This is a genomic window from Methylomonas sp. DH-1, from assembly GCF_046097555.1.
GTDB classification, from domain to species: domain Bacteria; phylum Pseudomonadota; class Gammaproteobacteria; order Methylococcales; family Methylomonadaceae; genus Methylomonas; species Methylomonas koyamae.
Genome location: NZ_CP143089.1, coordinates 4,024,767 through 4,051,588 on the forward strand (window position 1 = coordinate 4,024,767; position 26,822 = coordinate 4,051,588).

12 protein-coding genes are annotated in these 26,822 nt (G+C 57.1%); 4 read left to right on the forward strand and 8 right to left on the reverse strand.

Annotation, left to right across the window (positions count from 1 at the left end):
- Positions 1–3: 3 nt before the first annotated feature.
- From VXJ35_RS18415 to VXJ35_RS18430, 4 genes are read right to left on the reverse strand one after another with little or no spacing between them, the layout of a single operon-like run.
- Positions 4–2,781, reverse strand: coding sequence for an Hsp70 family protein (locus VXJ35_RS18415; RefSeq protein ID WP_064022691.1), 2,778 nt, complete (start codon positions 2,779–2,781; stop codon positions 4–6).
- Positions 2,745–4,076 carry a TolC family outer membrane protein gene (locus VXJ35_RS18420; protein WP_064022692.1) on the reverse strand — a complete coding sequence of 444 codons (1,332 nt, stop codon included), beginning with the start codon at positions 4,074–4,076 and terminating at the stop codon, positions 2,745–2,747. Before VXJ35_RS18420 ends, VXJ35_RS18415 begins: the two co-directional genes overlap by 37 nt.
- On the reverse strand, positions 4,076–5,392 hold the full coding sequence (locus VXJ35_RS18425; protein WP_064022693.1) for an HlyD family type I secretion periplasmic adaptor subunit: 1,317 nt from the start codon (positions 5,390–5,392) through the stop codon (positions 4,076–4,078). Before VXJ35_RS18425 ends, VXJ35_RS18420 begins: the two co-directional genes overlap by 1 nt.
- 3 nt (positions 5,393–5,395) lie before the next feature.
- On the reverse strand, positions 5,396–7,123 hold the full coding sequence (locus VXJ35_RS18430) for a type I secretion system permease/ATPase (RefSeq protein ID WP_064022694.1): 1,728 nt from the start codon (positions 7,121–7,123) through the stop codon (positions 5,396–5,398).
- 718 nt (positions 7,124–7,841) lie between these two features.
- Here VXJ35_RS18430 and VXJ35_RS18435 point away from each other — a divergent pair.
- From VXJ35_RS18435 to VXJ35_RS18445, 3 genes are all read left to right on the forward strand, one after another.
- Positions 7,842–15,422 (forward strand): S-layer family protein, encoded by a 7,581-nt coding sequence (locus tag VXJ35_RS18435; RefSeq protein ID WP_064022696.1) that lies wholly within the window; start codon positions 7,842–7,844, stop codon positions 15,420–15,422.
- 247 nt (positions 15,423–15,669) lie between these two features.
- Positions 15,670–19,878 carry an FkbM family methyltransferase gene (locus VXJ35_RS18440; protein WP_157198231.1) on the forward strand — a complete coding sequence of 1,403 codons (4,209 nt, stop codon included), beginning with the start codon at positions 15,670–15,672 and terminating at the stop codon, positions 19,876–19,878.
- A gap of 16 nt (positions 19,879–19,894) precedes the next feature.
- Entirely contained in the window at positions 19,895–22,414 is a 2,520-nt protein-coding gene (locus VXJ35_RS18445) for a tetratricopeptide repeat protein (protein WP_082880995.1), read from the forward strand.
- A 49-nt stretch (positions 22,415–22,463) separates the two neighbouring features.
- On the opposite strand, the gene VXJ35_RS18450 is transcribed toward VXJ35_RS18445, so the two are convergent.
- Both VXJ35_RS18450 and surE read right to left on the reverse strand, forming a co-directional pair.
- Positions 22,464–23,126: a protein-L-isoaspartate(D-aspartate) O-methyltransferase gene (locus VXJ35_RS18450; protein WP_064022698.1), complete on the reverse strand. Its 663-nt coding sequence runs from the start codon at positions 23,124–23,126 to the stop codon at positions 22,464–22,466.
- Between the two features lie 2 nt (positions 23,127–23,128).
- Positions 23,129–23,878: a 5'/3'-nucleotidase SurE gene (surE, locus tag VXJ35_RS18455; RefSeq protein ID WP_064022699.1), complete on the reverse strand. Its 750-nt coding sequence runs from the start codon at positions 23,876–23,878 to the stop codon at positions 23,129–23,131.
- A 64-nt stretch (positions 23,879–23,942) separates the two neighbouring features.
- Here surE and VXJ35_RS18460 point away from each other — a divergent pair, with 64 nt between their 5' ends.
- The gene (locus tag VXJ35_RS18460; RefSeq protein WP_064022700.1) at positions 23,943–24,509 is read left to right on the forward strand and encodes a Smr/MutS family protein; all 567 of its coding nucleotides are present in this window, start codon (positions 23,943–23,945) and stop codon (positions 24,507–24,509) included.
- A gap of 439 nt (positions 24,510–24,948) precedes the next feature.
- Here the strand turns inward: VXJ35_RS18460 and VXJ35_RS18465 are convergent, their stop codons facing one another.
- Both VXJ35_RS18465 and VXJ35_RS18470 read right to left on the reverse strand, forming a co-directional pair.
- The gene (locus tag VXJ35_RS18465; protein WP_064022701.1) at positions 24,949–26,133 is read right to left on the reverse strand and encodes a DEAD/DEAH box helicase; all 1,185 of its coding nucleotides are present in this window, start codon (positions 26,131–26,133) and stop codon (positions 24,949–24,951) included.
- A gap of 135 nt (positions 26,134–26,268) precedes the next feature.
- Entirely contained in the window at positions 26,269–26,532 is a 264-nt protein-coding gene (locus VXJ35_RS18470; RefSeq protein ID WP_054759316.1) for an RNA-binding protein, read from the reverse strand.
- Positions 26,533–26,822: the final 290 nt, after the last annotated feature.

The window sequence follows — 26,822 nt, forward strand, 5'->3', positions numbered from 1 at the left end:
CCCTTAAATCAACCTCAAACCCGGCGGCAAGGCTTCGCCGAAGATTTGTTTTTCCTGGCTTTCGTCGAGCACCTTGTATTCGGCAACCATCTCCTGCCAAGACGCCGGGGCTTTGGCCTGCTTCAATTTTTCCAACACTTGCTGGCGTAAGGCATCGTCGATATCGCGGACGCGGTCGTCGCAGCGCCGCGCCAGCAAGGTCGCGGCAAAGCCGGCCTGGGCCTGCTTCTTCCAATCGACCGCCAGCAACTGTTGCAACCAAGCGGCCGCCTGTGTCGGCGGAATCACGTCGTGGTTATTGCCGTGAAACAGTATCCGCGCCCCGATCCGGCCCAAGGCCCACCAGCTTTGCTCCGGTTCGCCGGCTTTGGCCAAGCGCTTTAACAGCCATTCGCCCAGTTGCAGTTTATCCGCCACGGCCAAGCGCTCCAGCGACGCCGCCAACCGCAACATATCTTCGTAACCGCGGGTGGCGATTTGTTTTGCCAGTCCCGGCTGGCGCGCCGAGGCCGGGTTGATGAACTTGCCGATGTCGTTAAAGATGCGCTGCTGCGCCTCGGCCGGCAAGCCGCCGGCGACCCGCCGCCAACAGGTCCACCATTCGGCCCAGTTTTGTTTTTCGTTGACGAACTGCAGGCCTTCCGGATACAGCTTCCACAATTGTTCGACTCGCCAATCGTCCAGCGGATAACCGAAACCGGGGCGCAGGCAAAATCCGGCCAGGCTGAACCACAACCGCTCGTGCTGCTCGCTACGCCGGCGGTATTTGCTGCCGTCCAACAAAGCATTGCACAATTCGCGCAGCAGCGGGGTTTGCCAATCGCCGCGCGGCGCAGCCAACACTTTTTCCAAATCGGCACGCAGGATTTTTACCGCCTGCGGGTCGACTTGTTTGGATTTGGCACCGAACACGGCCTGAATTTTTTCCAAAGCTTGCGGCAGTTGTACAGGCAAATCGGCGTTCACCAGCGCGGATTTGGCTTTGCGGATCTGAAACTCGACGTCCCAACGCTGGCCCTCGCCGTCGAGCGCGACGCATTGCAAACGCAGGGTGCCGACTTCGGTATAGGTTGCCGACAACTGCACGGCGACTTCGGCTTTTTGCTGGCCTTCGAACGCCACCGCCAACGGCGGCAGGCTATGAAAACGGTCGTCGTCGAGCTCGACCAGATCGCCGGAGCGGTAATCGCCGTCGCCGCTGGCGGACAGCAAATGGAATCGCACCGGTTGGCCGACGCGTAATGCAAAGTGGCGGCCGGCCAGCAATAGCTCATGCCCCTCTTCGCTGCCTTTCGGCAGAATGCAGACGCCGCGCCGGTTTTCCCCGGCGCCGTCGATCAGTAAAAAGTAACTGCGCGCCGCGCCGCCGCCGATCCGCAATTTTTTATCGCGGCGGGCGATGGCATAGCTGACCGCACCGTAGGCGACCGCCAATTCCGGGTCCGGATTATCCAACACGGTCGGCGCCCGGCCGCCGCGCCAAGCCGACAACAACGCGGTTACCCGCTGTACCAGTGCCCGGCTGCGGAAGACGCCGCCGTTCAACAACAGCGCATCGGGCACAATACCGGACTCGCCGAGCGCCTGTTGCGCGGCATGGGCATGCGACTGCAAAAAGCCGGCGATGTGCTTGCTGATCGCCGGCTCTGCGGCGTAAGGCAGGCCGAATTCGACCACGCCGCTACGCTTCTTGTCCGGCAGTTCCTGCAAACCGGACAAGGGCAAAAAACCGTCCAGTGCAATCTGCCTGACCTCTTCCCGGCTCAAAGCCGCGCTCTTGCTGCCGCCGATCAATTTGGAGCCGCCGCCCAGCAAAGTCACGGCGACCTGCTCCGGCGCATCGTCCGCCAACAAGCGCTCTTTGGCGATCCGGCATTGCTCCAGCAGTTGCGCCAAATCGGCGCTGGACAATTTGCGTTCGGCGCCGCGCAGCCGATTCTCGGCCAGATGAGCCAAGGCCAAATCGATATTATCGCCGCCCAGCATCAAGTGGTCGCCGACGCCGATCCGGGTCAATTGCGGTTCGCCGGCGCCGTATTCGATCTTGATCAGAGTCAAGTCGGTGGTACCGCCGCCGACATCGCACACCAACATCAAGCGGCTGCCGGCCAGGCTAGGCTCAATACTGCCGGCATGGCGCCGCAACCAGTCGTAGCAGACGGCCTGCGGCTCTTCCAGCAGCCGCACGTCGGCCAGACCGGCCAATTTCGCCGCTTCCAGCGTTAACGACCGCGCCGATTCGTCGAACGAAGCCGGCACGGTGACGACGATGGTTTGTCGTGCCAACGGCGCATCGGGAAAGCGCTGTTCCCAAACGGTACGCACATGCTGCAAATAACTCGCGCTCGCCGCCAGCGGCGATACTTTGAATACCGACTCGTCGCTACCCCACGGCAAAATCGGAGCCGTGTGGTCGACCGCCGTGTGCGACAGCCAGCTCTTGGCACTGGTTACCAGCCGCCCTTGGGATTTGGCGCCCAATGCTCGGGCGGCCTCGCCCAGCACGGCGCCGTCCTCGGCCAACAGGAAACCGGCGCCGGCACTCAACTCGCCCGGCGCCGGATGGTAGCGCACCGACGGCAGCAGCGGTTTCGCCGCGACTTCGCCCGGCGCGGTCATCTGCGGTATTTCGAACAAGCGAATGGTCTTTTGCGGATCGCCGGCAGCGGCATAGGCCACTACGGTATGGGTGGTACCGAGATCGATACCGACTAAATATTGGCTGGCTGAGGTATTCAAAATCGTTAGTTCGGGCTGGTGGATTGCGGCTGGTACAGCCATTCGTTGACTTCTTGCAGGTTCTGCGGCGAGATTACGCCGACCGCGTGTAAAAATCGCATCCGGCTTTTAACGTAACTGTAACGGCCCAGCGCCAAATCGCGTTTGGCGCGGAATTCGGCTTGCTGTGCATCCAGCACATCGCCAACCGTTTCCAGACCGAATTTAAAGCCTTTTTCCTTGGCTTCGCGCGATTTTTTCGCCGACTCCAAGGCTTTAGCCGACGCGGCAATCCGCCGCACGCTGGCGTTGGAGGTCAAAAAGGCGTCGCTGATTTCCTTGACCAAACCGCGGATTTTGCTTTCGTTTTCGTTTTTTGCCAACTCCAGCCTATGCTGCGCTTCGTTGGTTTTCTCGGAAATCACGCCGCCGCTGAAAATCGGCACGCTGACGTTGATGGCGGCAGTCTGCACTTCGGTTTGCGGCGTGCGCGAACTTTGGTAGCCGGTATCGCTGTTGAAATAATTGAATTGCAAATCGACCACCGGCAAATGCCGGGCGCGTTGCATCGCCACGTCGTCGCTGGCCGCTTCGATTGCGCTGAGTTGCGCCCGCAGCAGCGGATTTTCGCTTTTCGCCACTGCAATCCAATCCTCCAGATTGCCCTCCAGCGGCCGGTACTCGATATCTTCCCGCAGCCGCGCCAAGTCTTGCGGCAGGTTATTGGTCATCTCCCGCAAATTTTCCCGGGCTTTGACCAATACGGTCTCCGCTTCGATCTGGCTGGCCTGCAATTGGTCTAGCCTGGCCTCGACTTCGTACAGATCGGTAATTTTGACCAGTTGTTTGGCAAATTGGCGTTTGATTTGTTCGTGCTGCATGGTCAGCGCTTCGGTTTCACCGCGCAGCAAATTCAATTGGTCCTCGGCTTGCAGCAGGTCGAAGTAACGTTCGACCACATCGTCGATCAGCGCGTTTTCGGCCTCTAGCTGCTCTTCGATATAGACGTTCTCGGTTTCCTTGGCCCGGCGCCAATTCCAGAATTTGGCGAGATCGACCAGCGATTGGTTGACCGAAATGTAATAGCGCTTGCCGGGATAGGTGGTGTTGACCTCGCGCGCGCCGCCGCTGATGGTCTGGTCGTTATGCGACCAGTTGCCGGTTGCGGTGACTTGCGGCAAGAACTCGCCGAAGGATTGTTCTTTTTGGGAAGTGCCGATATTCAGTTTCAAACCGGCGGCTTTCAATTTCGGATCGCCGCCCAGCGCCTGTTGATAGACGGTCAACAAATCGTCGGCAACCGCCTTACCGACACCCGATACCGCCAACACTAAGGCAAAACTCCAAGCCGATTTCATCAGTCTTCGTTGAAGGCACGCGCCACAGCGTTGGTGATCGGTTGCAGCAAATATTCCAACACGGTGCGTTCTCCGGTCGTGATCAACACCTCGGCCGGCATGCCCGGCAACAATTCCACCTCGCCCAGTTTGGCGTAACTGTCCGGGGTCAATTCGATCTGGGCCTGGTAATAGGCCATGCCCGATCTTTCGTCGCTGAGCCGGTCGGCGGACAGATTGGTAACGATACCGTCGAGCTTGGGCACTACCGATTGTTTGAACGAACTGAAGCGGACTTCGGCTTTCAGGCCTTCGTGCACCCGGTCGATGTCCATCGTCGACACCTGGGCGTTGACGATCAGATCTTCGTTTTGCGGCACCAAGTCCAGAATCGGCCGTCCCGGCCCGACCACGCTGCCGACGTTATGTAACGTCATCCCCAGCACGCGGCCGGCGCCAGGCGCCCGAATTTCGGTTCTGGCCAGTCTTTCCCGGGCCGCGGTCAAGCGCTGCGTAACGTCGAAAAGTTGGGCCTGCGCCTCGCCCAGCTTGCCGGCGATGCCCTCCTGGAATTGTTTTTCCAGTTGCAAAATCTGCAACTGGGTTTCGCCGATCTGCATTTCGTTACCGGCAATTTCGGCGGTCAGCGCGGCAATTTCGCCGGCAGACAGGGTCAGGTTGCGCTCGATATCGCGCACTCGTTGCTTGCCGGTAAAGCCTTCGGCCAGCAATTCGCGTAAATCTTTCAGCTCGTCTTTATACGATTCGACCAAAGCCTGTTTGGCGGCGCGCTGCCCGCGCAAGCCTTCCACCCGACTGGCTAACTGCGTGCTGCGTTGCTTCAGCACCGATATTTCGCCTTCGTGGGAAAGTTTTCGCGCCAGGAAAATCCGGCTCTCAGCCTGTTTGGCTTCCAGCGTACGAGCGTCGGCGTCATCCTGCAACGTATCCGGAAATTCGACGGCCGGCTTGAGATCGCGCTCTGCGCTAAGCCGGGCGACTTGGGCCGACAAAGTAATCTGCTGGCTGCGCAGGATATCCTGTTCCGCACGAATTGCGGTATCGTCGAGCCGGATCATCACGTCGCCTTCCTTGACGAAATCGCCGTCCTTAACCAGTAACTCGCTGACGATGCCGCCATCCAGATGCTGCACGGTTTTACGGTGGGATTTCACCGCAACGTAGCCCGGCGCCATCGCCGAGCTGTCGAGCGGCGCGAAATAACTCCAGACGCCGAAGATGCCGAGCGTGGCGAAAATGACGGCGTGGCCGATATTGCGGATCGGCCGGTCGTCGGTGACTAAGGAGACGGCTTCCAGTTCCGAAGATTGGCTCATCGATTAGGCTCCGGCGTGGGCTTGTTCGGCCCGTTGTTGCTGCGCGGTTTGCAACGCGACCTTTTGCAAGTGGGCCACAACCTGGTCCTTCGGTCCGTACACCGACAGTTGGCCGTCGCTGAGCAACAGCAATTTGTCGACATTGTTCAAAACGTTGTTGCGGTGGGTGATGACGATCACAGTGACTTTGTTGGCTTTGAGGCGTTGAATGGTGCGGCCCAACGCGACTTCGCCCTGTTCGTCCAGGTTGGAGTTGGGTTCGTCCAACACCACGACAACCGGATTGCCGTACAAAGCCCTAGCCAAACCGATGCGTTGGCGCTGGCCACCGGACAGATTGCCGCCATTGGCGCCGATCAGGGTGTTGTAGCCGTCCGGCAAATGCAGCACCAGTTCGTGGACATCGGCCATCTTCGCCGCGGCGACGACTTTCTCCGGATCGACGTCGCCGAAGCGAGCGATGTTTTGGCTGATGCTGCCTTCGAACAATTCGATGTCCTGCGGTAGATAGCCGATATGCGGCCCGAGTTCGTCGCGGTTCCAATTGAAAATCTCGGCGCCGTCCAGCCGAATCGTGCCGCTGGAGGTTGGCCAGATACCGAGCAAGGCTCTGGCGAAGGTCGATTTACCGGCACCGCTGGGGCCGATCACGCCGACCACGTCGCCTTTGGCGATGGCCATGCTGATGCCTTTAATGACTGGAGTTTTCGCGCCCGGCGGCGTCACCTGCGCCACATCGAGTTGAAAGGCACCGACCGGATCCGGCAAGGTCATTTTCTTCGATTCGGCCGGCATCTGCACCAACAACTCGTTCAGCCGGTTATATTGGCCGCGGGCGTTGATAAAACCTTTCCAGGTGCCGATCACGATATCGATCGGCGCCAACGCCCGACCCAGCAAGATGGAACCGGCGATCATCAAACCGGAGGATATCTCGTTTTCGATGACCAGATAGGCGCCGAGCGCCAGTATCAACGATTGCGACGACAAGCGTACCAATTTGGAAACGGCATTGATCAGACCGGCCCGGGAACTGGCGATGGCCTGTAGCCGCAGCACCTTATGCACGCTGTTCAGCCAGCGGCTCTGGATGTTGGGCAACATGCCCATCGCATCCAGCACCTCGGCGTTTCTGAGGTTTTTACTGACCAGATTGCGGGCATTCATCGCCGTACCGTTGGCTTCGCTCAACATCCTGCTGGTGGTTTTTTCCTGCACGTAAGCGACGATGACTAGCAGAATTGCCGTGACGACGCCAGCCCAACCGTACCAGGGGTGGAACATAAACATCACTGCCAAATAGATCGGCAACCAGGGCGCATCGAAAAAGGCGAACAAACCGCTGCCGGTCATGAATTGGCGTAATGAGGTCAAGTCGTCGAGCGGTTGGATGCTGGCGCGCTGGCCGTTCGAATACAAGGCCATTTTATAAGCCACTTTCAACAATCGTTCGCTGAGCAGTACCTCAATGCGAGTACTGACTCTGACCAATATCTGCGAGCGCACCCATTCCAACACGCCCATCGTTACGAACAACACCATCAAAATCAACGTCAACAGCGACAGAGTCGTCAGGTTGCCGGTCGGCACCACCCGGTCGTAAACCTGCAGCATGTAGATGGTCGGCACCAGTTGTAATACATTGATTACAAAACTAAAACCGGCAGCGGAGATAAACGCGCCCTTGCACAGCCTCAACGCTTCAACTAAATCGGATTGGGGGGTGTTCATATCCTTGGTTGCGGCTCAAAGTTCCCGAAAACGGCACAATTTTCACACACTCGCCAGCGCCCCACCAAATCCGTCGCATTTGCCGGACCGGCAAATTTCGATGCGCAACTCAGTTTTGTGTCTACACTTCGTGACAATTGGCCAAACTGTGACAAGCGTCAAACAGGGCTGATATTTAATTAGCGTAGATGCTGCTATAACTCATCGCCAGTAAAAACCGATTAAGGTTTTTTCGTCTGTTACCGATAAGTCAGAGAAAGACCTCACCGATAACGTTCGCGCTCGCAAGTTAGTCAACCGGCGCTCAGTAGCAATGAATAATTCAAAATATCAATAGGACAATCTTATGGCCGTAACAATCACTAGCACAACAGACATCACAACCTTAACCACCACGGAAATTAGCGAGCTGACAAATCCCCAAATTTCCTCGTTGACGACGACCCAAATCGCCGCCATGACGACGGACCAGATAGCATCCTTACAGACAACGCAAATTCCATCGTTAAGCGCGGCACATATCACCGCGCTAACAATCGAACAAATGCCGGCTTTCACAACCGAGGCCATCAATAAGCTATCGGCCACTCAGGTCAGCAAATTGTCCTCCGCGCAAGTTAGTGCAATGCAAACTGATGACTTCAGTGCAATATCCACAACGGCAATATCGGGATTGACGACCACTGTCCTCAGCAACCTAGCCACTTCGCAAATAGCAGTGTTGACAACAGGCCAAGTCGCCAGCCTCAGCTCGGGCAATGCCGGCCAAATTGCCGCTTTAACCACCGCTCAGGTCAAAGCACTCGACTTTAACCAGGTTGGCGCATTGACTCCCAACCAAGCCAAATACCTCAGCGGCGCCCAAGTCGCAGCATTGGATGCCGCAGATTTCGGCGCGCTAAAGGACTCCACGATTGGCCAATTGACTACCTCCGCCATCTCGTCGATCACGACGACGCAGATTCAAAACCTGACCTCCGCCCAGTCCGACGGTTTAACCAATCTGCAAGTCGCTAAATTAACCTCGGCGCAAGTGGCGCAAATCTCGACCGATGCGCTGGCGAGTATCACCACCGCCGCGATCAAAGGCCTGACAGCGTCCGCCGTGGCGGGTTTGACCGACGCTCAGGTGGCGGCGCTGACCACCGGCAGCGCTGGCCAAGTTGCCAGTTTGACCACCTTGCAAGTTGCAGCACTGAAGTCAACCCAAATCGACGCCTTGACCTCCGCCCAAGCCGCGGCCTTGACTTCGGCTCAAGCTGCAGCGCTTAACTCGACTCAAATCAGTAATTTGTCGACCTCCGCCTTTGCCGCATTGGATTCCGATGCTATCCGTGGTTTGTCGACCGCCGCAGTTGCGGCATTATCCACCGCAACCGACGGCCAAATCGTGGCCTTGTCGACGCAGCAGGCCGCTGCATTCACTTCTGCACAAATTGCGGCATTGTCTTCCAGCCAGTTTTCGGCCATGGAATCGACCGATCTAGTCGCGATTTCCAGCAGCGCGATCAAAGGCATGACCACCTCCGTGCTGACCTCGCTGAGCACTACGCAAATCCAGAAACTGACCACCGGCACCAACGGCCAAGTGGCCGGACTGACGACCGCGCAAATCGCGACGATGACCAGCGACCAAATCGTGGCTTTCGGTTCGTCGCAAGCCGGTTCTTTGACCAGCGCTCAAGCCGCGGCATTGACCTCGACCCAAGTAGCCAATATGGAAACCGAGGATTTCGCCGCCTTGACCACGGGCGCCAACGGCGCCCTGGCCAAATTGACGACCAACGCAATCACGGCACTGACCACCGGCGCCAGCGGCCACATTAGAGCTTTGACTACCGGCCAAGCCGCCTCGTTGACTGCGGCCCAAGTCGGCAAATTCAACTCCGACCAATTGAGCGACATGGAAACGGCCGATTTCGCGGCGCTGAGTTCCAGCGCAATCGCCGGCATTTCCACCACCAACATCTCGTCGTTGACCACCAGCCAAATTGCCGCACTGTCCACGACACAAGCACCGGCGTTGACTGCAGCCCAAATTTCCAAACTGTCGACCGGTCAAGTTCAAGCCATCGAAACCGCCGATTTTGCCGAATTGTCCAACTCTGCGGTAGCAGGCTTCACCACCGCACAAATCGCGGCGTTGACCACTGGCGCGACCGGCCAGATAGCAGCACTGACAACCAATCAGGCCGCTTCGCTGACATCCGCCGAAATGGCCGCATTCAGCTCAGATCAAATCACCAGTTTCGAAACCGCCGATTTGGCGAAAATCAAAGTTGCCAGCATCAAAGGCCTGACGACCGACGCCTTGGCCGCATTGACTACCTCGCAAATTCAGGCACTGACCACCGGAGCAACCGGGCAAATCGCTGCGTTGACCACCGCCCAAATTCAGGCATTGACGCCGACACAAATCGAAGCTCTGACGACTGCACAAGCGGGTTCTTTAACATCCAGCCAAGTCGCAATCTTGAGCACAGCCCAGTTTGCGTCGATGGAAGCCACGGATTTTGCCGCGATCACGTCATTAGGCATCAAAGGCCTCTCAACCGCAATCGTAGCGAACCTGACTACCACGCAATTCGCCAGTCTGACCACCGGCACTAACGGCCAGATCGCGGCACTGACCACCGCTCAAATTGCCGTGTTGACTACCGGCACTAATGGCCAAATTGCCGCGCTTACCACCGATCAAGCCGCATCGTTGACATCGACTCAAGTCGCCAAATTCACCTCCGATCAATTTGCGTCGATGGAATCCGCGGATTTCGCAAAATTGTCTCCGGCCGGCGTCAAAGGCCTATCCACCGCAACGATCGCCGGTTTGACTACCGCCCAGATTGCCAGCATGTCCACCGGCGCGACCGGCTTGTTGGCCGGTTTGTCGACCGCCCAAATCGCGGCCTTGACTTCGACGCAATTGGAAGCCTTAAGCTCCGGCCAGGAAGCTTCTCTGACATCGGCTCAGGTGGCGGCACTTAGTACCAGCCAATTCAGCGTGTTGATCAGCGAAACCACGGATTCCGCCGATTTCGTCAACTTCTCGTCCATCGGTATCAGAGGCTTGTCGACCGGGGTAATTTCCAATCTGACCACCGACCAAATCCAATTGCTGACCACAGGCAGTGCCGGCCAGATTGCCGGCATGACCAGCCTGCAAGTCGCGGCCTTAACCACTGACCAGATTGTCGCGTTGACCACCTCGCAAGCAGCATCGTTCAGTTCCAGCCAACTGACCGGCCTGACTACGACCCAAGCCGCCAACCTCGAATCCGCCGATTTCCAAAAATTGAGCAGCAATGCGATTAAGGGCTTGAGTTCAAGCGTGATAGCCTCGTTGTCTACTACCCAGATCGCCGACCTAACCACAGACCAAGTTGCCGGTCTGACCACGACTCAAATTGCCGCGCTGACGACCAGCCAATTGCCAAAATTCAGTTCGGAGCAAGCGGCTGCTTTGACATCGACTCAACTCGCCAAAATGAGCTCGGCCCAAATAGCGATCATGGAATCGACCGATTTTACGGCCATATCCACGGCGGCCATCAAAGGTTTGGCAACTGCGGTCTTGCAAGCGCTGGCTACTGACCAAATCGCGGTTCTGACCACCGGCGCGACTGGTCAAGTTGCGGCTTTGACTTCTGCGCAAATTGCCGCCCTGACCACATCTCAGATCGCTAAATTCACCTCCGCGCAGGTCAATTCTTTAACTTCGGACCAAGTCACTAAATTCAGCGTCACTCAGTTGGCGAAGATCGAGACTTCCGATATTTCGGCACTGAAAACCGATGCCATCGCCGCGTTGACCAGCACCCAATTGCAAGGCCTGACTACGCAGCAAATTGCCGCGTTGACGACCACCCAAGCCGCAGCTTTAACCGCGGACCAGGCGTCGAAATTAACCGCGACCCAAGTCGCCAATATGCCGACACCATCTTTCGCCGCACTGACCACCGGGGCCACCGGTGCTTTGGCCAAGCTGGCCACCGATGCGATAGCCGTTCTGAACGCGAATCAGATTCAAGCCCTGACTACAGCCCAAGCCGCATCGTTGACTTACACCCAGTTCAACAAGTTTACCTCTACCCAAATCGAAAACATGCAGGCGGTAGACTTTGCAGCGCTGACCACCAACGTCATCGCCAACATGTCGACCACGTCGCTGAAGGCTCTATCGACCGACAAGATTACCGAATTGTCGACGGTACAAATTGCCGCATTGACGCCGGACCAGATCGCGGCGTTGACCACTACCCAAATGCAGGCATTGACCGAAGGCACAGCCGGCCAAATCGCTAGCTTAAGCGCCGATCAGGTCCAGCAATTGAGTACGACACAGATCGCCGCTTTGAGAATTGCGCAAATCACGGCACTGGAAACCAACGATTTGGTAGCGATGAGCAAGGTTCAAATCGCCGCACTGACTACCGGCGCAACCGGGCAAATTGCCGCTCTAACGACAGCCCAAGTACAGAGCCTGACCACGAGCCAAGTCGAAGCGTTGACCTCCAGCCAAATCGCTTCGTTGAGCGATGCCCAAATTGCCGCATTGGATTCCGGCGACTTGGCTTATCTCGCTTCAACAGCGATCGGCGGCTTGTCGACCGACCAAATTTCGGCACTGACCAGCAACCAAATCGCCGGTTTGACCACCTCGCAAATCAAGGCGCTGACCTCCGACCAGTTGCAGGCATTGTCGGTCGGCACCGCAGGCCAAATCGCCGCGCTGACCACCGAGCAGATCCAAAAACTGACCACCACTCAGATTTCTCAATTGTTGCCCGATCAGATCGCTGCGATCGAAACCGCCGATTTGCAAAAACTGACGGTAGACCAAATCAAGGCCCTGACAACCGGCACAGACGGCCAAATCGCGGCATTGACCAGCACCCAAGTGCAAAAACTGACTACAACCCAGGCCGGGGCGCTGACCTCTGCGCAACTGGCGTCGTTACGGGCGGACCAAATTGCTGCGATGGAAACTGAGGATTTGGCGCAAGTAACGACCGATGCCATCAAAGGCTTGTCGAGTTCGGCGATCCAAGCTTTAACTACGGCAACCGACGGCCAAATTGCCGCTTTAACTACCCGGCAACTGACCGAACTGACCAGTAGCCAGCTCACGTCGCTGACTGCCGGCGCCGGCGGCCAGATTGCGGCTTTGACTTCAACCCAAGTGTTGAATCTGCAAGCCAGCCAGATTGCGTCGCTGACTACCGACCAAATCCAGGCATTGGAAACGGCGGATATAGCGGCGCTGAAAGCGGCTCAGATTCAAGCCTTGACCACTGGCGCAACCGGCCAAGTTGCCGCTTTGAGCTCCACCCAAGTTGCCGCATTGACCTCCGATCAAGCGGCAAAATTGAGCGGTACGCAAGTGGCGTCTTTGACGCCGGGCCAGGTAGCCGGCTTGGAAACCGCGGATTTGAGTGCGGTTACCACCACCGCAATTCAAAGTCTGACCACCGACGCGCTGCAGGCTCTGAGCACCGGCACCAACGGCCAAATCGCCTCGTTGACCACAAACCAAGTTGCAGCCTTGACCACGACGCAACTGACGGCTTTGACCGTCGAAGCCGATGGTCAAATCGCTTCTCTGACGACCGATCAAGTAGCCAATTTGACCACCACCCAAGTGAGCAAATTAACTACCAAGCAAATCCAAGCCTTGGAAACTGCCGACATAGCAGCCTTGAAGACTCCGCAAATCCAGGCGTTGACCACCGCTCAAGTCGCCGCTTTGACGTCATCGCAAGTGACGGCGCTGACTTCCGACCAAGCTGCGAATTTAAGCGGCACCCAAGTTGCCGCTCTAACCCCGGGTCAGATAGCCGGATTGGAAACCGCCGATTTGCGCGCGATTTCCGCAACGGCGCTGCAAAGCCTGACTACCGATAGCTTGCAAGCGCTGACCACGGCAACCGATGGCCAGATCGCAGCGTTGACGACGGCACAAGTTGCGGCACTGACGACAACGCAAATTCAGGCATTGACTCTGGGAGCCGGCGGCCAAGTTGCCGCTCTGACCACCGAACAAGCCGTGGCGTTAACCAGTGACCAATTGCAAAAACTAACCACCAATCAGATTCAAGCTCTGGAAACGGCAGACTTGGCGGCATTGAAAACCACGCAAATCGAGGCGTTCACCTCTACCCAAATCTCGGCGTTGACGACTTCGCAAGTGGAAAAACTGACCAGCAGCCAAGTGCAAGCGCTTAGCTCGACCCAGTTGGGTGCGCTGAGTGCCGACCAAATCGTGAAAATGGAAACCGCCGACTTGCGAGCGGTTACCACCGACGCGATCAAAGGCTTGTCGATTTTGGCTCTGCAAGCCTTGACCACGGCAACCAACGGCCAAATCGCGGCGTTGACGACCGACCAATTGCGGGCTTTGACTTCCAACCAATTGCAAGCTTTGACGCTGGGAACGGACGGCCAGATTGCAACGTTGTCTTCGGCCCAGTTCGCGGCACTGTCGGCAACGCAAATAGCACAACTGACCACACGGCAAATCGAAGCGATCCAAACCGCTGACTTGCAAAAACTGTCGCTGACGCAAATCAATGCATTGACGACAGACCAAATGGGGGCGCTAACCACAGACCAAGTCGTGGCCTTGGATACCTTGCAAGTTTCGGCGCTGACATCGGCCCAAGTGTCGGCACTGTCGAATGCGCAAGTCGCCAAAATCGAAGCCGGCGACATGGCTTTCGTCAACATGGAGGGCTTATTGGCTACCGGCGGCTTGACCGCACTGACTTCATCGCAAGTTCAGGCTTTGAATACAACCCAGTTGGCCGCGCTATCCACTACCCAGATTGCGGCCTTGTCTGCCGGCGCCGGCGGCCAAATCGCATCGCTAACCACGTCGCAAATCAGCCAGTTGAGTACCACTCAAGTCGGAGCGTTGACCTCGGACCAAATTGCCTCGATCGAAGTCGCCGATTTGCAAAAAATGACGACAACCCAAATTGCGGCGATTTCCACCAACGTGATCGATAAGTTAACGACTGCGCAAATCGACGCTTTGACAACCACCCAAGTGGAAGCGTTAACCACAGTCCAATTGCCAAAACTGACGGCAACTCAATTGAACGCGTTGTCGACTTCGGATATCCAGGCGTTGACCGAAGCGCAGTTTGCGGTACTGACCACCAGCCAGCTCGATGCGTTGACTTCGACCCAAGTCGGTGCGATCACCGCCAACCAGCTCGATTTCCTGACCGGCGCCCAGGTCACCAGACTGGCAACGCTGGGTTACAGCACGGTCGACACAGTGGGCATCGAAACTACTTCGACAGTAACGGGCACTGATGTGGCAGACGTGATTGTCGGCGGCGACGGCGCTCAAACCATTGATGGCGATGCCGGTGCGGATGACCTGTCCGGCGGCGCAGGCAACGATACCTTTGTGTTCGATACCGGCGACGTCAGTTTCGGCGAAACCATCGATGGCGGCGCAGATTGGGATGCCCTGAAAGTCGTGACCGATACCGACTTTACCGGGGCAGGTAATAGCGGTATCACTAATGTAGAGCAGTTGATTATTACCTCAGGCGAAACAGCCACTTTCACCGGTGCGCAACTGACCGGCTCGACCTTGCTGGTGAACGCCACCGCGGCTGGTGCAGCGACCTTGCAAGTCAATGTCGTCGGCGGCACCGCCGTGAGCTTGGCGGGCCTAACCTTCACCGCATTCGGCTCCGGCAATGCTTTCGATACCGGCACCGACTTGGTCAACATCAACGGAGATGCCGATGCCAACACCATTACCGGCACCAGCTTGGCAGACAAAATCACTGGAGGAGCAGGTGCTGATACGATGACTGGCGGCGCCGGCGCGGATACCTTCGTCTTCGCCGCTGGCGATAGCGGTAACATTCAGAGCGGCAGCTTCGATACGGTAAACGGGTTCGTGCTGGCAGACGGTACTGGCCCCGACACTCTGGACTTAGTCGGCACACCAACCATAATTGCAGACATTGCCGGCAAGAACGTGGTGGAAGCTATTAGCGGAGTTGACAACACGAAAGTACTGACGGCCGACAGCACGGACGGCGTCATTACGCTGGGAGGTGCCGACGCTGCCGACATCGATACTCTGGCGGAATGGGTTGAAGTAGCCAAACTGATGACCACAGCAGACGGGGAAACCAGTGCCTTCGCCTTCGGCGGCGACACATACGTGTTCCAGGAAAACACCGGCGGCGATTTGTTGATCAAATTGACCGGTGTCGCCGCGGCAGACGCGTTGGCAACCTCCGGTACCGGAGCAAACGACATCCTGATCGGGTAAGCTCTAGCCGCAAGCCCTAAAGCCGTCCCCTGCGCGAGCGGGGACGGCTTTTTTATTGGCGTTATTCGGCAAGCCTTAATGCCTGGCAAATAAAAACACTGCCGGCAGTCTATAATTTCCAGAATACGGCCGCCGTGGCAACTCAGCAGTTTTGCATGCACAGCGGCAGCCCCGAGCCGCCGGAATCGAATTTTTATTGCCTACGATTCCCGAAACTCGCAACCACAACGCAAAACAAGGTAGATACATGGAGAAAACCCCTTTTTGGCCGATCGATATCGAGAACGGCGTTAGCGTATGCGCGGCCAGCGACATCAATTTGATGACCCCCTACGTGTTGCTGGAACAGGAGGATTGGTTCGAAGACGAAATGGATTTTATCCGGAGCTACATCGAGCCGGGCATGAACAGTCTGGATATCGGCGCCAATCATGGGGTATATGCACTAAGCATCGGCAAACTGCTCGACAGCGGCAGGGTCTGGGCGTTCGAACCGACCTCGGCGCCGGGAACAATGTTGCAGCGCAGCATCGAGCTGAACGCCTTTACCGGTAAAGTCCACCTGCTGCGTTTCGGCTTATCCGATACCACCCGGCAAGCGGAAATCAGCGTATCGGCCAACAGCGAACTGAACTCGTTGAGCGGCAGCGGCCAAAATAAGGAGACCATCCAGTTACGCACCCTGGATGACAGCTTGGCCGAATATGCTCCAGGCGTAACGGTCGATTTCGTCAAAATGGACGCCGAAGGCGAAGAGGTTAATGTGCTGAAAGGCGGCCAACGCTTTTTCAGCGAACAGTCGCCGCTGTTGATGTTCGAGTTAATGCACGGCAGCCAAATCAATCACGGCTTGATCGACGCCGTCCGCCAATTCGGTTTCGGCATTTACCGCTTGATCGCCGAGCCCAACGTCTTGGTCGAGTTCGATGCCACTCAACATAGCGAGACCTTAAACCTGTTCGCCTGCAAACCGGATCGGGCGGAAATATTGCGCCAACGCGGTTTGTTACTGGATGCTATCCCGCAACCGACCGTAACGTTCGACAACTTCGACGCCGGCGCATTTTTTGCCGGTTGCGATTACTCCCGCTATTGCCTGCCGCTCGACAGCGGCGAATTGGCGCCGGATTTTCGGCAACTACTGATGCTTTGCGCCGCCTACGAATGGGGCAACCGCACTGCGGGCGAAAAGTTGAACTTGCTGCAGCAAGCCAGAATTTTAGCCGAGCCGCACAACACGCTGAACATAGCGACCGAGTCGGAAAAGACGCCCTGGCTGGTCATGCTGGTCTACGTTTACTACAAATTGGGCATGCGTGCGGCCGCGTTGTCGACCGCAGCCACATTATTGTTAAACATCAACGTGTTGACCGACTTCCACCACCCGTTTCTGCCGCCGCTGAGCCGGGACTTGAAACGCCCGGTTGTCGGGTCGGTCGGCGAATGGTTGAAATGCCTGCTGATCGAGTTCTACGAGACCAAGCGCAGTTTTTCTTCCTATTTTTTGGCCGATCCGCTGAGCGTGCTGGAATTGATCCAAAACAGCCCGAATTTATCGGTCGGCATCGCCCGCCGTTATGTGCTGGCCAGCTTGCGTCGGCAAAAACCGATTCCCGAACATATCAAGCAACTGATCGTCCAAAACAATCGCAACAACATAAGCATTTGGCGGAGCCTGTTAAACCTGCCGCAGACTTTCAACCTGCTCGACGCCTTATTAAGAACCGAAGCTCAGCCGTTGCGGGTCAATATCGTCGATATCGGCGCCAGTTCTCACGGCCAATTGACCGAACCTTACGCACCGTTGATGCAAGCCGATTTGGCGACCGTGGTCGGATTCGAGCCCGATCCGGAGGCGCATGCCAAGTTATGCGAGATTTACGCCGGCAATGAATCCTACCGCTACCTGCCCTATTTCGTCGGCAAAGGCGGTCCGGCGACTTACTACGAGACCAACTGGTTCATGACCGGCTCGTTGTACAAACCGAATAAACCGTTATTGGACGCGTTTTTCCAACTCGGCGACGTGGTGCAGTTGGTTGCCGAACACCCGGTCGAAACGGTCAGCCTGGACCAACTCAGCGACTTGGGCAACGTCGATATGGTCAAAATCGACGTCCAAGGCGGCGAGCTCGACGTGTTCAAAGGCGGCGCCAAAGCGCTGGCCGACACCTTGGTGATTTGGACCGAAGTCGAATTCGTCGAGCTATACGAAGGCCAACCGTTGTTTGCCGAAGTCGAACAATTCCTGCGCTCGCAAGGTTTTATGTTCCACTGCTTCACCGGCATCGTACCGCGCAGTTTCAAACCGCTGGTTCTGAAAGACAACCCCTACGCCGGCATCAAACAGGCGATCTGGTCCGACGCGGTGTTCGTGCGAGACTTTCAAAAACTGGACCGGCTCAGCAACCTGCAATTGCGCAAACTTGCGGCGATATTGGACAGCGTGGTGCAGTCGCCCGATTTTTGCCTGCTGGTACTGAAAGAGCTGGACCGCAGAGAAGGCTCGCAGTTGGCTGAGCTATACACCAACAACCTACCCAGCCATTTTGCGCTGACGACGCCGACCGCCACGCTGCTTAGCGCCAACGATGCCACCGTCGTCCAGCAGAAAACCATGAAAGCGTTGGAGTTGCAAAACAGCAACGACGCTCCTGGAGCCAAGCAATTGTTTTTGGAAGTGTTGCAACTGCAACCGCAAAACTTTCCGGCGCTGTACTCGCTGGCGGTGCTTGCGTCGCAAGCCGACGAACAACAGGAGGCGTTGGACTGGATCGGCAAAGCCATCGCCAGCGACACCGGTCGCAGTTATGCGCCGGCGCATTTCGTGCAGGCCGTGGTACTGCAATCTTTGGGTCGTTTCGACGAATCGTTGGCGGCCTACCAACAGGCGATTGCGCTGGACCCGGCCTACGAAAGCGCAATGATCAACCGCAGCAACCTGTACTACGAGATCAAACAACACGTCAAAGCAATAGAAAGCTTTAACGAAGCTCTAAAAGTCAATCCTAAGTCCGATAAGGCACTGGCCGGTTTGGGAATTATCCTGACCGAAATGAACCGCTACGAAGACGCGATTCCGCTGTTCGAGCAACTGTTGGCGGCCAATCCGGAATTCGATTACGGCCGAGGTTTGCTGTTTCACGCCGAACAACATTGCTGCGACTGGCGCCGGTTCGAGGAAAGCCGCGATATTATCGAAACCGGCGTCCGCGCCGGGCGCAAGGTCTGCAAAACGCTGCCGTTCATGTCCTTGTCCAACTCGCCGGAAGATTTGCTGCAATGCGTCAAGATTTTCGCAGAGCATTTGTTTCCGCCGAAAAACAAGGCGTTATGGAACGGCGAACGCTACCGGCACGATAAAATCCGTCTGGCCTACGTGTCGCCCGATTTTCGCGAGCATCCGGTCGGGCATTTGATGGCCGGCATCATTGAGCACCACGACCAATCCAAATTCGAGACCATTGCCATTTCGCTCGGTTTGGACGACAAAGGCGCATTGCGGCAACGCTTCGAAAGCGCATTCGGCCGATTTATCGACGTGCGCGGCAAAAAATCCTGGGAAATCGCGGAATTGATCCGCAGCCTGAAAGTGGACGTGCTGATCGATTTGGCCGGCTATACCGCCGACTCCCGCACCGATATTTTCAGTTACCGGCCGGCCCCGATCCACGTCAATTTCCTGGGCTACCCCGGCTCGTTAGGTCTTGATTATATGGACTATATCCTGGCCGACCGCGTCGTCATCCCGGAAGGCCATCAACAATATTACAGCGAGAAAGTCGCCTATCTGCCCAACGCTTATCTACCGACCGACTCGAATCTGAAAATTGCCGAACGTACGCCAACCCGCGCCGAAATGGGCTTACCGGAAACCGGCGTCATCTTTTGCTCGTTCAACCACGATTACAAAATCAATCCGCCGATGTTCGACATCTGGATGCGTCTGCTCGGGCAAGTACCCGGCAGCGTGTTGTGGCTGATGAAATTGAACGAACCCGCGCAACGTAATTTGCGGCGGGAAGCGGAACAACGCGGTATCGACCCGAACCGGCTGGTGTTCGCCACTCGCGTCCCGGCGGTGGAAGACCATCTGGCCCGCTATCGGCTAGCCGACATGTTTCTGGATACCACGCCTTACAACGCACACACCACCGCCAGCGACGCGTTGCGGGTGGGACTGCCGGTGGTAACTTACCTGGGCAATACCTTTTCCGGCCGCGTCGCGGCAAGTTTGTTGCATGCAATCGGTTTGCCCGAATTGATCGCACACTCGCTGCAAGAGTACGAGACTTTGGCATTGAAACTGGCCAACGACAGCGCTTATCTGGCCGACATCAAAGCCAAACTGCTCGAGAATCAAAAATCCTACCCTTTGTTCGACACCGAACTGTTCTGCCGCAATCTGGAACAGACGTTGTGCGAGATCGTTGCAAATCCGCGCGGACCGGTGTAACCAACGCGTAACGGCGATGGCCGACGACAAACTGCAGCAGACGCTGCGAGACGCCATTGCCCGGCACCAAGCCGGGCAACTGGCCCAGGCGCAAGGGCTGTACCTTCAGGTATTGCAGTTCGAGCCCGAGCATGCCGACACCCACCACAACATGGGGATTCTGGCATTACAGGTAGGCCAATTCGACGTTGCGTTGAACCACCTCGAACGCGCCATGGCGGCCAATCCGGCACAGCCCAAGTTCTGGCTGAGTTATCTGCAGGCGCTGGTTCAGGCCGGGCGTTATTCGCAAGCGCGCGAAGCATTACAGGACGCTAAACAACGTTATGGCAGCCAAGGGCCGGATATCGCGGCTTTGGAACAGGTTCTGGCCGCCCCGGCCCCGGCGGATCTGCAATTGTTGTACGCAAACTTCCAGCAAGGCCGTTATGCCGAGGGCGAACAACTCGCTCGCCGCTTACTCGCCCTGTTTCCCGAGTCGGGGATCGTTTGGAAAACCTTGGGCTTGTTCTTGCTGCAACAGCAATTTTTCCCGGACGCGCTGCAGGCCCTGGCCCGCGCCGCCGATTTGCTGCCCGACGACGCCGAGGCCCATTTGAATTACGCGTCGGCGTTGCACGGCCAAGGCCGATTTGCCGAAGCCATCGACGCCTACCGCCGCACCTTGCAACTCGAGTCGGACAACGCGGCCGCGTATGCCAATCTGGGCAGCCTGCTCTACAATTTGGGCCGCTACCGCGAAGCCGAGACCTGCTTTGCCCGCCTGACGGACTTAAATCCCGCCGCAATCGAAGCCTGGGTGCGGCTCGGCCTCTGCCAACAAGCGCAAAACCAACTCGCCGCCGCCGAGCAGGTTTTCCGCAAGGCACTGGCGCTAGCGCCGTTCCAAGCCGAACCCTATTACCAGCTAGCGCTGGTGCTGAAACGCCAAGCCAAAACAACCGAGGCTCTGGCTACATGCCGGCAAGCGCTGGAACTGAACCCGAATTATGCGGAAGCGTTTTGTCTGTTGGGTTCGCTGTATTACGAAGCCGGCGATTTGGTGCAGGCCGAAATCCAGTTTCGCAACGCGTTGGCCAGGCAAACCGCTTATCCGGAAGCGCTGAACAATCTTGGTACCACTTTACAAATGCAGCGGCGCTTGGCCGAAGCGGAAGCCGCCTACCGCCAAGCGTTCGCACTGAATCCGGCTTATATCGACGCCGTAACCAATCTTGGCATCAATTTACAAAGCCAGGGCCGTATCGCCGAAGCCGAAGCCTGCTGGCGCAATAGCCTGGCTCTGAATCCGGACCAGATCGCCACGCAAAGCGGCCTGTTGTTTCATTTGAACTACAACGCACACGACCGCAATTGCAATTACCGGGAGGAAGCGCGGAAATTTGCGGCAATGGCCGAGCGGGCGGCGCGGCCGTTTAGCGATTGGCTGTGCTCGGAAACACCGGAGCGGTTACGGATCGGCCTGGTGTCCGGGGATTTACGCGACCATCCGGTCGGACATTTTTTGTTGGCGTTGTTGCGCAACAGCGAGCCGCAGCGGGTGGAATTCATCGCCTACGCGACCCAGCCCGGATTGGACCATTATTCGCTGCGCTTGCAACCCTATCTAAGCGAATGGAAAAACATCGGCGGCTTGACCGACGCAACCGCTGCCGAGCTGATTCGCCGCGATGCGGTGCATGTCCTGATCGATCTGGCCGGGCACAGCGCCCACAATCGGCTGCCCTTATTCGCCTGGAAGCCGGCGCCGGTCCAGATCAGTTGGCTCGGATATTTGGCTTCGACCGGCCTCCCGGCCATCGATTACGTACTCAGCGACCCTTACTCGATTCTGGCCGAAGACGAAAAGCTCTTCACCGAGGCGGTCTGGCGCCTGCCGCAGACTTGTTTATGTTTTACGCCGCCGCAACAGGCTGTCGAGGTCGGATCGTTACCGGCCCTGCAAAACCGTTATATCACCTTCGGCAGCTTCAACAATCTGACCAAAATCAGCGACGATACGGTGGCGCTCTGGGCTCAAATATTGCGCGTGCTCCCCGATGCCAAACTGTTCCTGAAAGCCAGCCAGTTGAGCGAGGCCTCGGTACGGGAGCGAACCGTCGCTCGCTTTGCCGGCCACGGTATCGACGGGGACAGGTTGGTGTTGAGCCCGCCGTTTAGCGATCGGGCGCAACATTTGGCGGCTTACCGGTCAATTGATATAGCGTTGGATACGTTCCCCTATCCTGGCGTAACGACCAGCGTGGAAGCGTTATGGATGGGGGTTCCGGTGTTAACTTTACGTGGCAACGGCCTACTGGCGCGCGCCGGAGAATCGATCGCCACCAACGCCGGCTTGGCGGACTGGATCGCGGCAGACCAGCCGGATTACCTGCGGAAAGCCGTCGGTTTTGCCGCCGATCCGGGCCGGCTTTGCCGGTTACGCGCGGAGTTACGGGAACGGCTGGAGCATTCGCCGTTATTCGCCGGCCGGCAATTTGCCGAGCATTTTGCGCAAGCCATGCGGTCGATGTGGAACGCCAGGGCCAATCGCTAATCTTGCCGCTCCGCTACGGCGGCTATTTGGGCATCGGAAACAGCCGAAACTATCGGCTGACGCCCGACAAGAACGGCACGAAGCTTACCCGTTCGATGACTTCGTCTTCGAAACCGTGTTCGGTACGCGTGATCCGGTGCAACTCCTGCATGCCTTCCAGGCCGACCGGGATGACCATGACGCCGCCGACGGCAAGCTGTTCCAATAATGCCGACGGAATTTCCGGCGGCGCCGCAGCCGCCAAGATACCGTCGAACGGCGCATGCTCCGGCCAGCCCCAACCGCCGTCGCTATGCTTGAAACCGACCGTTTTTATGCCCAGCTCCCACAACGTATCTCTGGCTTTTTTCATCAACGGCGCAATCCGCTCGACCGAATAAAGCTGGCCGACCAATTTGGCCAGAATCGCGGTCTGGTAACCGCAACCGGTGCCGATTTCCAACACGTTATGCCGCGGGCCGTATTCCAGTAATAATTCGGTCATTTTGGCAACGATATAGGGCTGGGATATGGTTTGGTTATGGCCGATCGGCAGCGCCGTATCTTCGTAAGCCCGACTCTCCAGCGCCTCGTCGACAAAGATGTGCCGCGGCGTTTCCGCCATCGCCGCCAACACGCTGCCGTTAGTGATACCCTGCTGCCGCAGCCGGGCAATCATGCGCTCGCGCGTGCGCCGCGAAGTCATGCCGATGCCTTGTAGACGCCGACTCATACCTATGCCTCCAATGCCAACCATTCGCTCAGGCCTGCCAAACGCTCATAACGGGTCAAATCCAATTGTAGCGGCGTTACCGATACAAAACCGTTCCGGATCGCATCGAAGTCGGTGCCCGGACCGGCATCCTGCTCGCTACCCGGCGGGCCCACCCAGTAAATGGTATGCCCGCGCGGATCGCTGGCACGAACCACCGCTTCGGCTTTATGCCGTTGGCCGAGGCGCGTGGCTTGATATCCCTTCAATTGCTGTAACGGTACATCGGGTACGTTTACATTCAACAAGGTGTCCTCCGGCAGCGGGTGGGCCAGTATCTTCTGCATCAGCTCGACGGCAACCTGGGCGGCCGTTTCGAAATGTTTAGGATCGGCCGACGCCAACGAAATGGCGACCGCCGGCAAACCCAAAAAACGGCCCTCGGTTGCGGCCGCGACCGTTCCGGAATATAGAACGTCGTCGCCCAAATTGGCGCCGTGGTTGATACCGGCAAACACCATGTCGGGCTCGGATTTCAACAAGCCGGTGATCGCCAGGTGAACGCAGTCGGTCGGCGTGCCGTCCACACGCACGAAGCCGTTATCGCAGGCCGTAGCCCGTAACGGCATATCCAACGTCAACGAATTGCTTGCGGCGCTGCGGTTTTTATCCGGCGCGACGACCGAAATCTCGGCGTAACGGCTCAACGCTTGCGCCAGCGTGTTAATCCCTTGCGCCAAATAGCCGTCGTCGTTACTGATCAGAATGTGCATACTGCATTAAAACGCATTAAAATTGCCGCATCTTAGCAAAAAAACCGCAAAACCAGCAGCTTACGTGACAAAAAAAACCACTTCTCCGGACGACTCCGCGCTGTTCAGAAACACGGTAGGCCAAGTCAAAGCTATCGATACCAATACCGTCAATCTGCAGCCGGCCGGTAAGCCACGCCCATTTCCGAAAAGCAAACCGCTGGAACAAGTAGACCCGTTGCGAAACGATATTTCCGGCGAATTGGACACTTTGTTCCAGGAGGACCGTATAGCGTTTCTGGCGCCCGGCCTGCAAAAAAACGTGTTAAAGAAACTGCGCAAGGGACAGTACGGCCTGGATGCGGAAATCGACCTGCACGGCCTGACCAGTCGCGCCGCCAAACAACGGCTGCTGAACTTTCTACACGATTGCGTCGAAAACGGCATCAGGTGTGCCCATATCATTCACGGCAAAGGCTATAACTCGCCCGACAACCAACCGGTTTTAAAGAACGATATCAATTTATGGCTGCGGCAACACCAGGATGTGCTGGCTTTCTGCTCGGCGCCACCGAAATCCGGCGGCTCAGGAGCGGTATTCGTATTGCTCAGGCTTTCCGACAAATTTGGTTTTTCCGATTCCGACCTTTGAATGCGGCCGGGGATTGAACGGTAGCGTGTATTCGTTGCCCAAACCGATTGCAAAGCACGATATGGTTATGATGAAGTGCTTGGGTCAACTAACTTTGGAACATCCGTTCGCTTGTGACCTTGGCTATGGCCGCTCGCCAGTTACGGGATGGACTGGATTTGCAAGGAATCCGCAAGACCGCAAGCCTTGATGAAGAAAAGACATTTAGGCCGCCACGTTGCGTAGCGGGAAAACGTCGGACCGCCGAGGCCAACAACTGCGCCGGCGTCCAAGCGGTACAACAATCCCTATCCAGCTTTCCAGCGAGGTGCGCGACTGTTGCCAGAGCTTACCCCCGGCAAGTTAGATCGTAAAACAAGAGCTCGATCCCCAGCGGCGGGGAGATACGGTTCGACAATCGCCATCGCCGATAATGCCGTTTCGGTGGTAAACGGCCAGCTTATTTTCTTGCGGAACCGGATCGATTAGGCTTCGCTTCTGAGGTATTTGCGGGGACGATACCGGTAATAGCGCCGAAGGCGATTTTACTGCCAATCAGCTTTTCGACTTGGCGCAAAGCTTGGTTTTCTTCTGCGGAGACCAGCGATACCGCGAGTCCGCTCAAACCCGCTCTACCGGTGCGGCCGATGCGGTGCACGTAGTCGGCGGAAGAACGCGGCAACTCGAAGTTAACCACATGCGGCAGTTTGGCGATGTCGATGCCGCGAGCGGCTACATCGGTCGCGACCAACACCCGAATGCCGCCGGTCTTGAAATCGGCCAAGGCGCTGGTGCGGGCACCCTGGCTTTTATTGCCGTGGATCGCCTTGGCGCTGATTTGCGCGGCATTCAGTTTGTCGGTCAAGCGGTTGGCATTGTGTTTGGTGCTGGTAAAAACCAGAACTTGGCGCCAGTCGTTGCTTTTAATCAAATGCGCCAATACTCCGGCTTTAGCCGGCTTCTCCACGGCATAGGCGATTTGTTCGATGCTGTCGGCCGCTGAGTTTTCGGCTGCGATTTCGACTTGGGCCGGATTGCGCAATAGCGTTTGCGCCAATCGGCGAATGTCGCCGGAAAAGGTGGCCGAGAACAGCAGGTTCTGCCGGGTTTTAGGCAACAAGGCCAAAATCTTATTGATGTCGCGGATAAACCCCATGTCCAGCATGCGGTCCGCTTCATCCAGCACCAGCATTTCGACCTGGTTCAGCTTGACGGCATTCTGGGCGACCAGGTCGAGCAAGCGGCCCGGCGTCGCGGTCAGAATGTCGACGCCGCCGCGCAAACGCTGCATTTGCGGATTGATTTTGACACCGCCGAAAACGACATCCGATTTCAACCGTGGCTGCAGATGGACACCGTACTTGGCAACCGATTCGGCCACTTGCGCCGCCAATTCGCGAGTCGGCGTTAATATCAGCGCCCTGACCGGCCGACTTCGACCGTTAGCGGCGGGGGCCAGACGTTGCAAAATCGGTAAGGTAAAGCCGGCGGTCTTGCCGGTGCCGGTCTGGGCGGCGGCAAGCATGTCGCGGCCGGACAGCACCAGCGGAATCGCTTGTTGTTGAATCGGTGTCGGTGCGTTATATCCGGCTTCACGGACAGCGCGTATTAAAGGTTCGGCCAAGCCGAGCTTAGAAAATGGCATGAAAAATTCTCGATATGCGGGAGCGAAATCCCGTTAATAAATGGATTATGTCTAACCGGCGAAACCGATTAGCGAAAAGCGTAAGACACCGATGCATCGGTGCCTGTTTGAAGTCGGGTCCGGATAGGGTCTCGGTTAACGGCGTCTACCCTGTTTGCCGCCGGCACTTTCAAAACCGACTCTGAGCATATTGCCGCCGAATTGGAAGCCACTCAGTTTGGCTATCGCCGCTCTGGCTTCATGGCCTTCCATACCGATGTAACCGAAGCCGCGGCACTTGCCGCTGAACATGTCGATCACGAGTTCGATGGAATGCACTCTGCCAAATTCGGAGAACAGAGCGGTGACAGTGGTTTCGGTCGCGTCGCTGGGCAGATTGCCGACAAATATTCTTTTCAAAATGTGTCCTGAGTTGAGGTGGGCGTTATGCGACTGCTGTTTCGAGCAGAGCGCTAACGGAAAAGAGGTTATTGAACTTTCCGGGCCTTGATCGGACGCAGGAAAATCAGTGCGCTGGGGGAAACTGTTGGAAAACAATGGCCCTCTCAGCAGGGATACCTCAAAACTGCCGTTTTGCATGTTTGAGGTGGGGCCGGAACGGGAGCGATAACGCTTGGATTCGGTTGATTCGTGTTCCGTGCGTAATGGTTCGGCGTTTAACTACAGGTTGCCGAGTCAAGCGACTCGCA

Excerpts from the sequence above, each read along its gene's own strand:
- VXJ35_RS18465 (WP_064022701.1), bottom strand. The coding sequence starts at position 26,133 with ATGCCATTTTCTAAGCTCGGCTTGGCCGAACCTTTAATACGCGCTGTC.
- VXJ35_RS18415 (WP_064022691.1), bottom strand. The coding sequence starts at position 2,781 with ATGGCTGTACCAGCCGCAATCCACCAGCCCGAACTAACGATTTTGAAT.
- VXJ35_RS18450 (WP_064022698.1), bottom strand. The coding sequence starts at position 23,126 with ATGAGTCGGCGTCTACAAGGCATCGGCATGACTTCGCGGCGCACGCGC.
- surE (WP_064022699.1), bottom strand. The coding sequence starts at position 23,878 with ATGCACATTCTGATCAGTAACGACGACGGCTATTTGGCGCAAGGGATT.
- VXJ35_RS18420 (WP_064022692.1), bottom strand. The coding sequence starts at position 4,076 with ATGAAATCGGCTTGGAGTTTTGCCTTAGTGTTGGCGGTATCGGGTGTC.
- VXJ35_RS18425 (WP_064022693.1), bottom strand. The coding sequence starts at position 5,392 with ATGAGCCAATCTTCGGAACTGGAAGCCGTCTCCTTAGTCACCGACGAC.
- VXJ35_RS18430 (WP_064022694.1), bottom strand. The coding sequence starts at position 7,123 with ATGAACACCCCCCAATCCGATTTAGTTGAAGCGTTGAGGCTGTGCAAG.
- VXJ35_RS18440 (WP_157198231.1), top strand. The coding sequence starts at position 15,670 with ATGGAGAAAACCCCTTTTTGGCCGATCGATATCGAGAACGGCGTTAGC.
- VXJ35_RS18445 (WP_082880995.1), top strand. The coding sequence starts at position 19,895 with ATGGCCGACGACAAACTGCAGCAGACGCTGCGAGACGCCATTGCCCGG.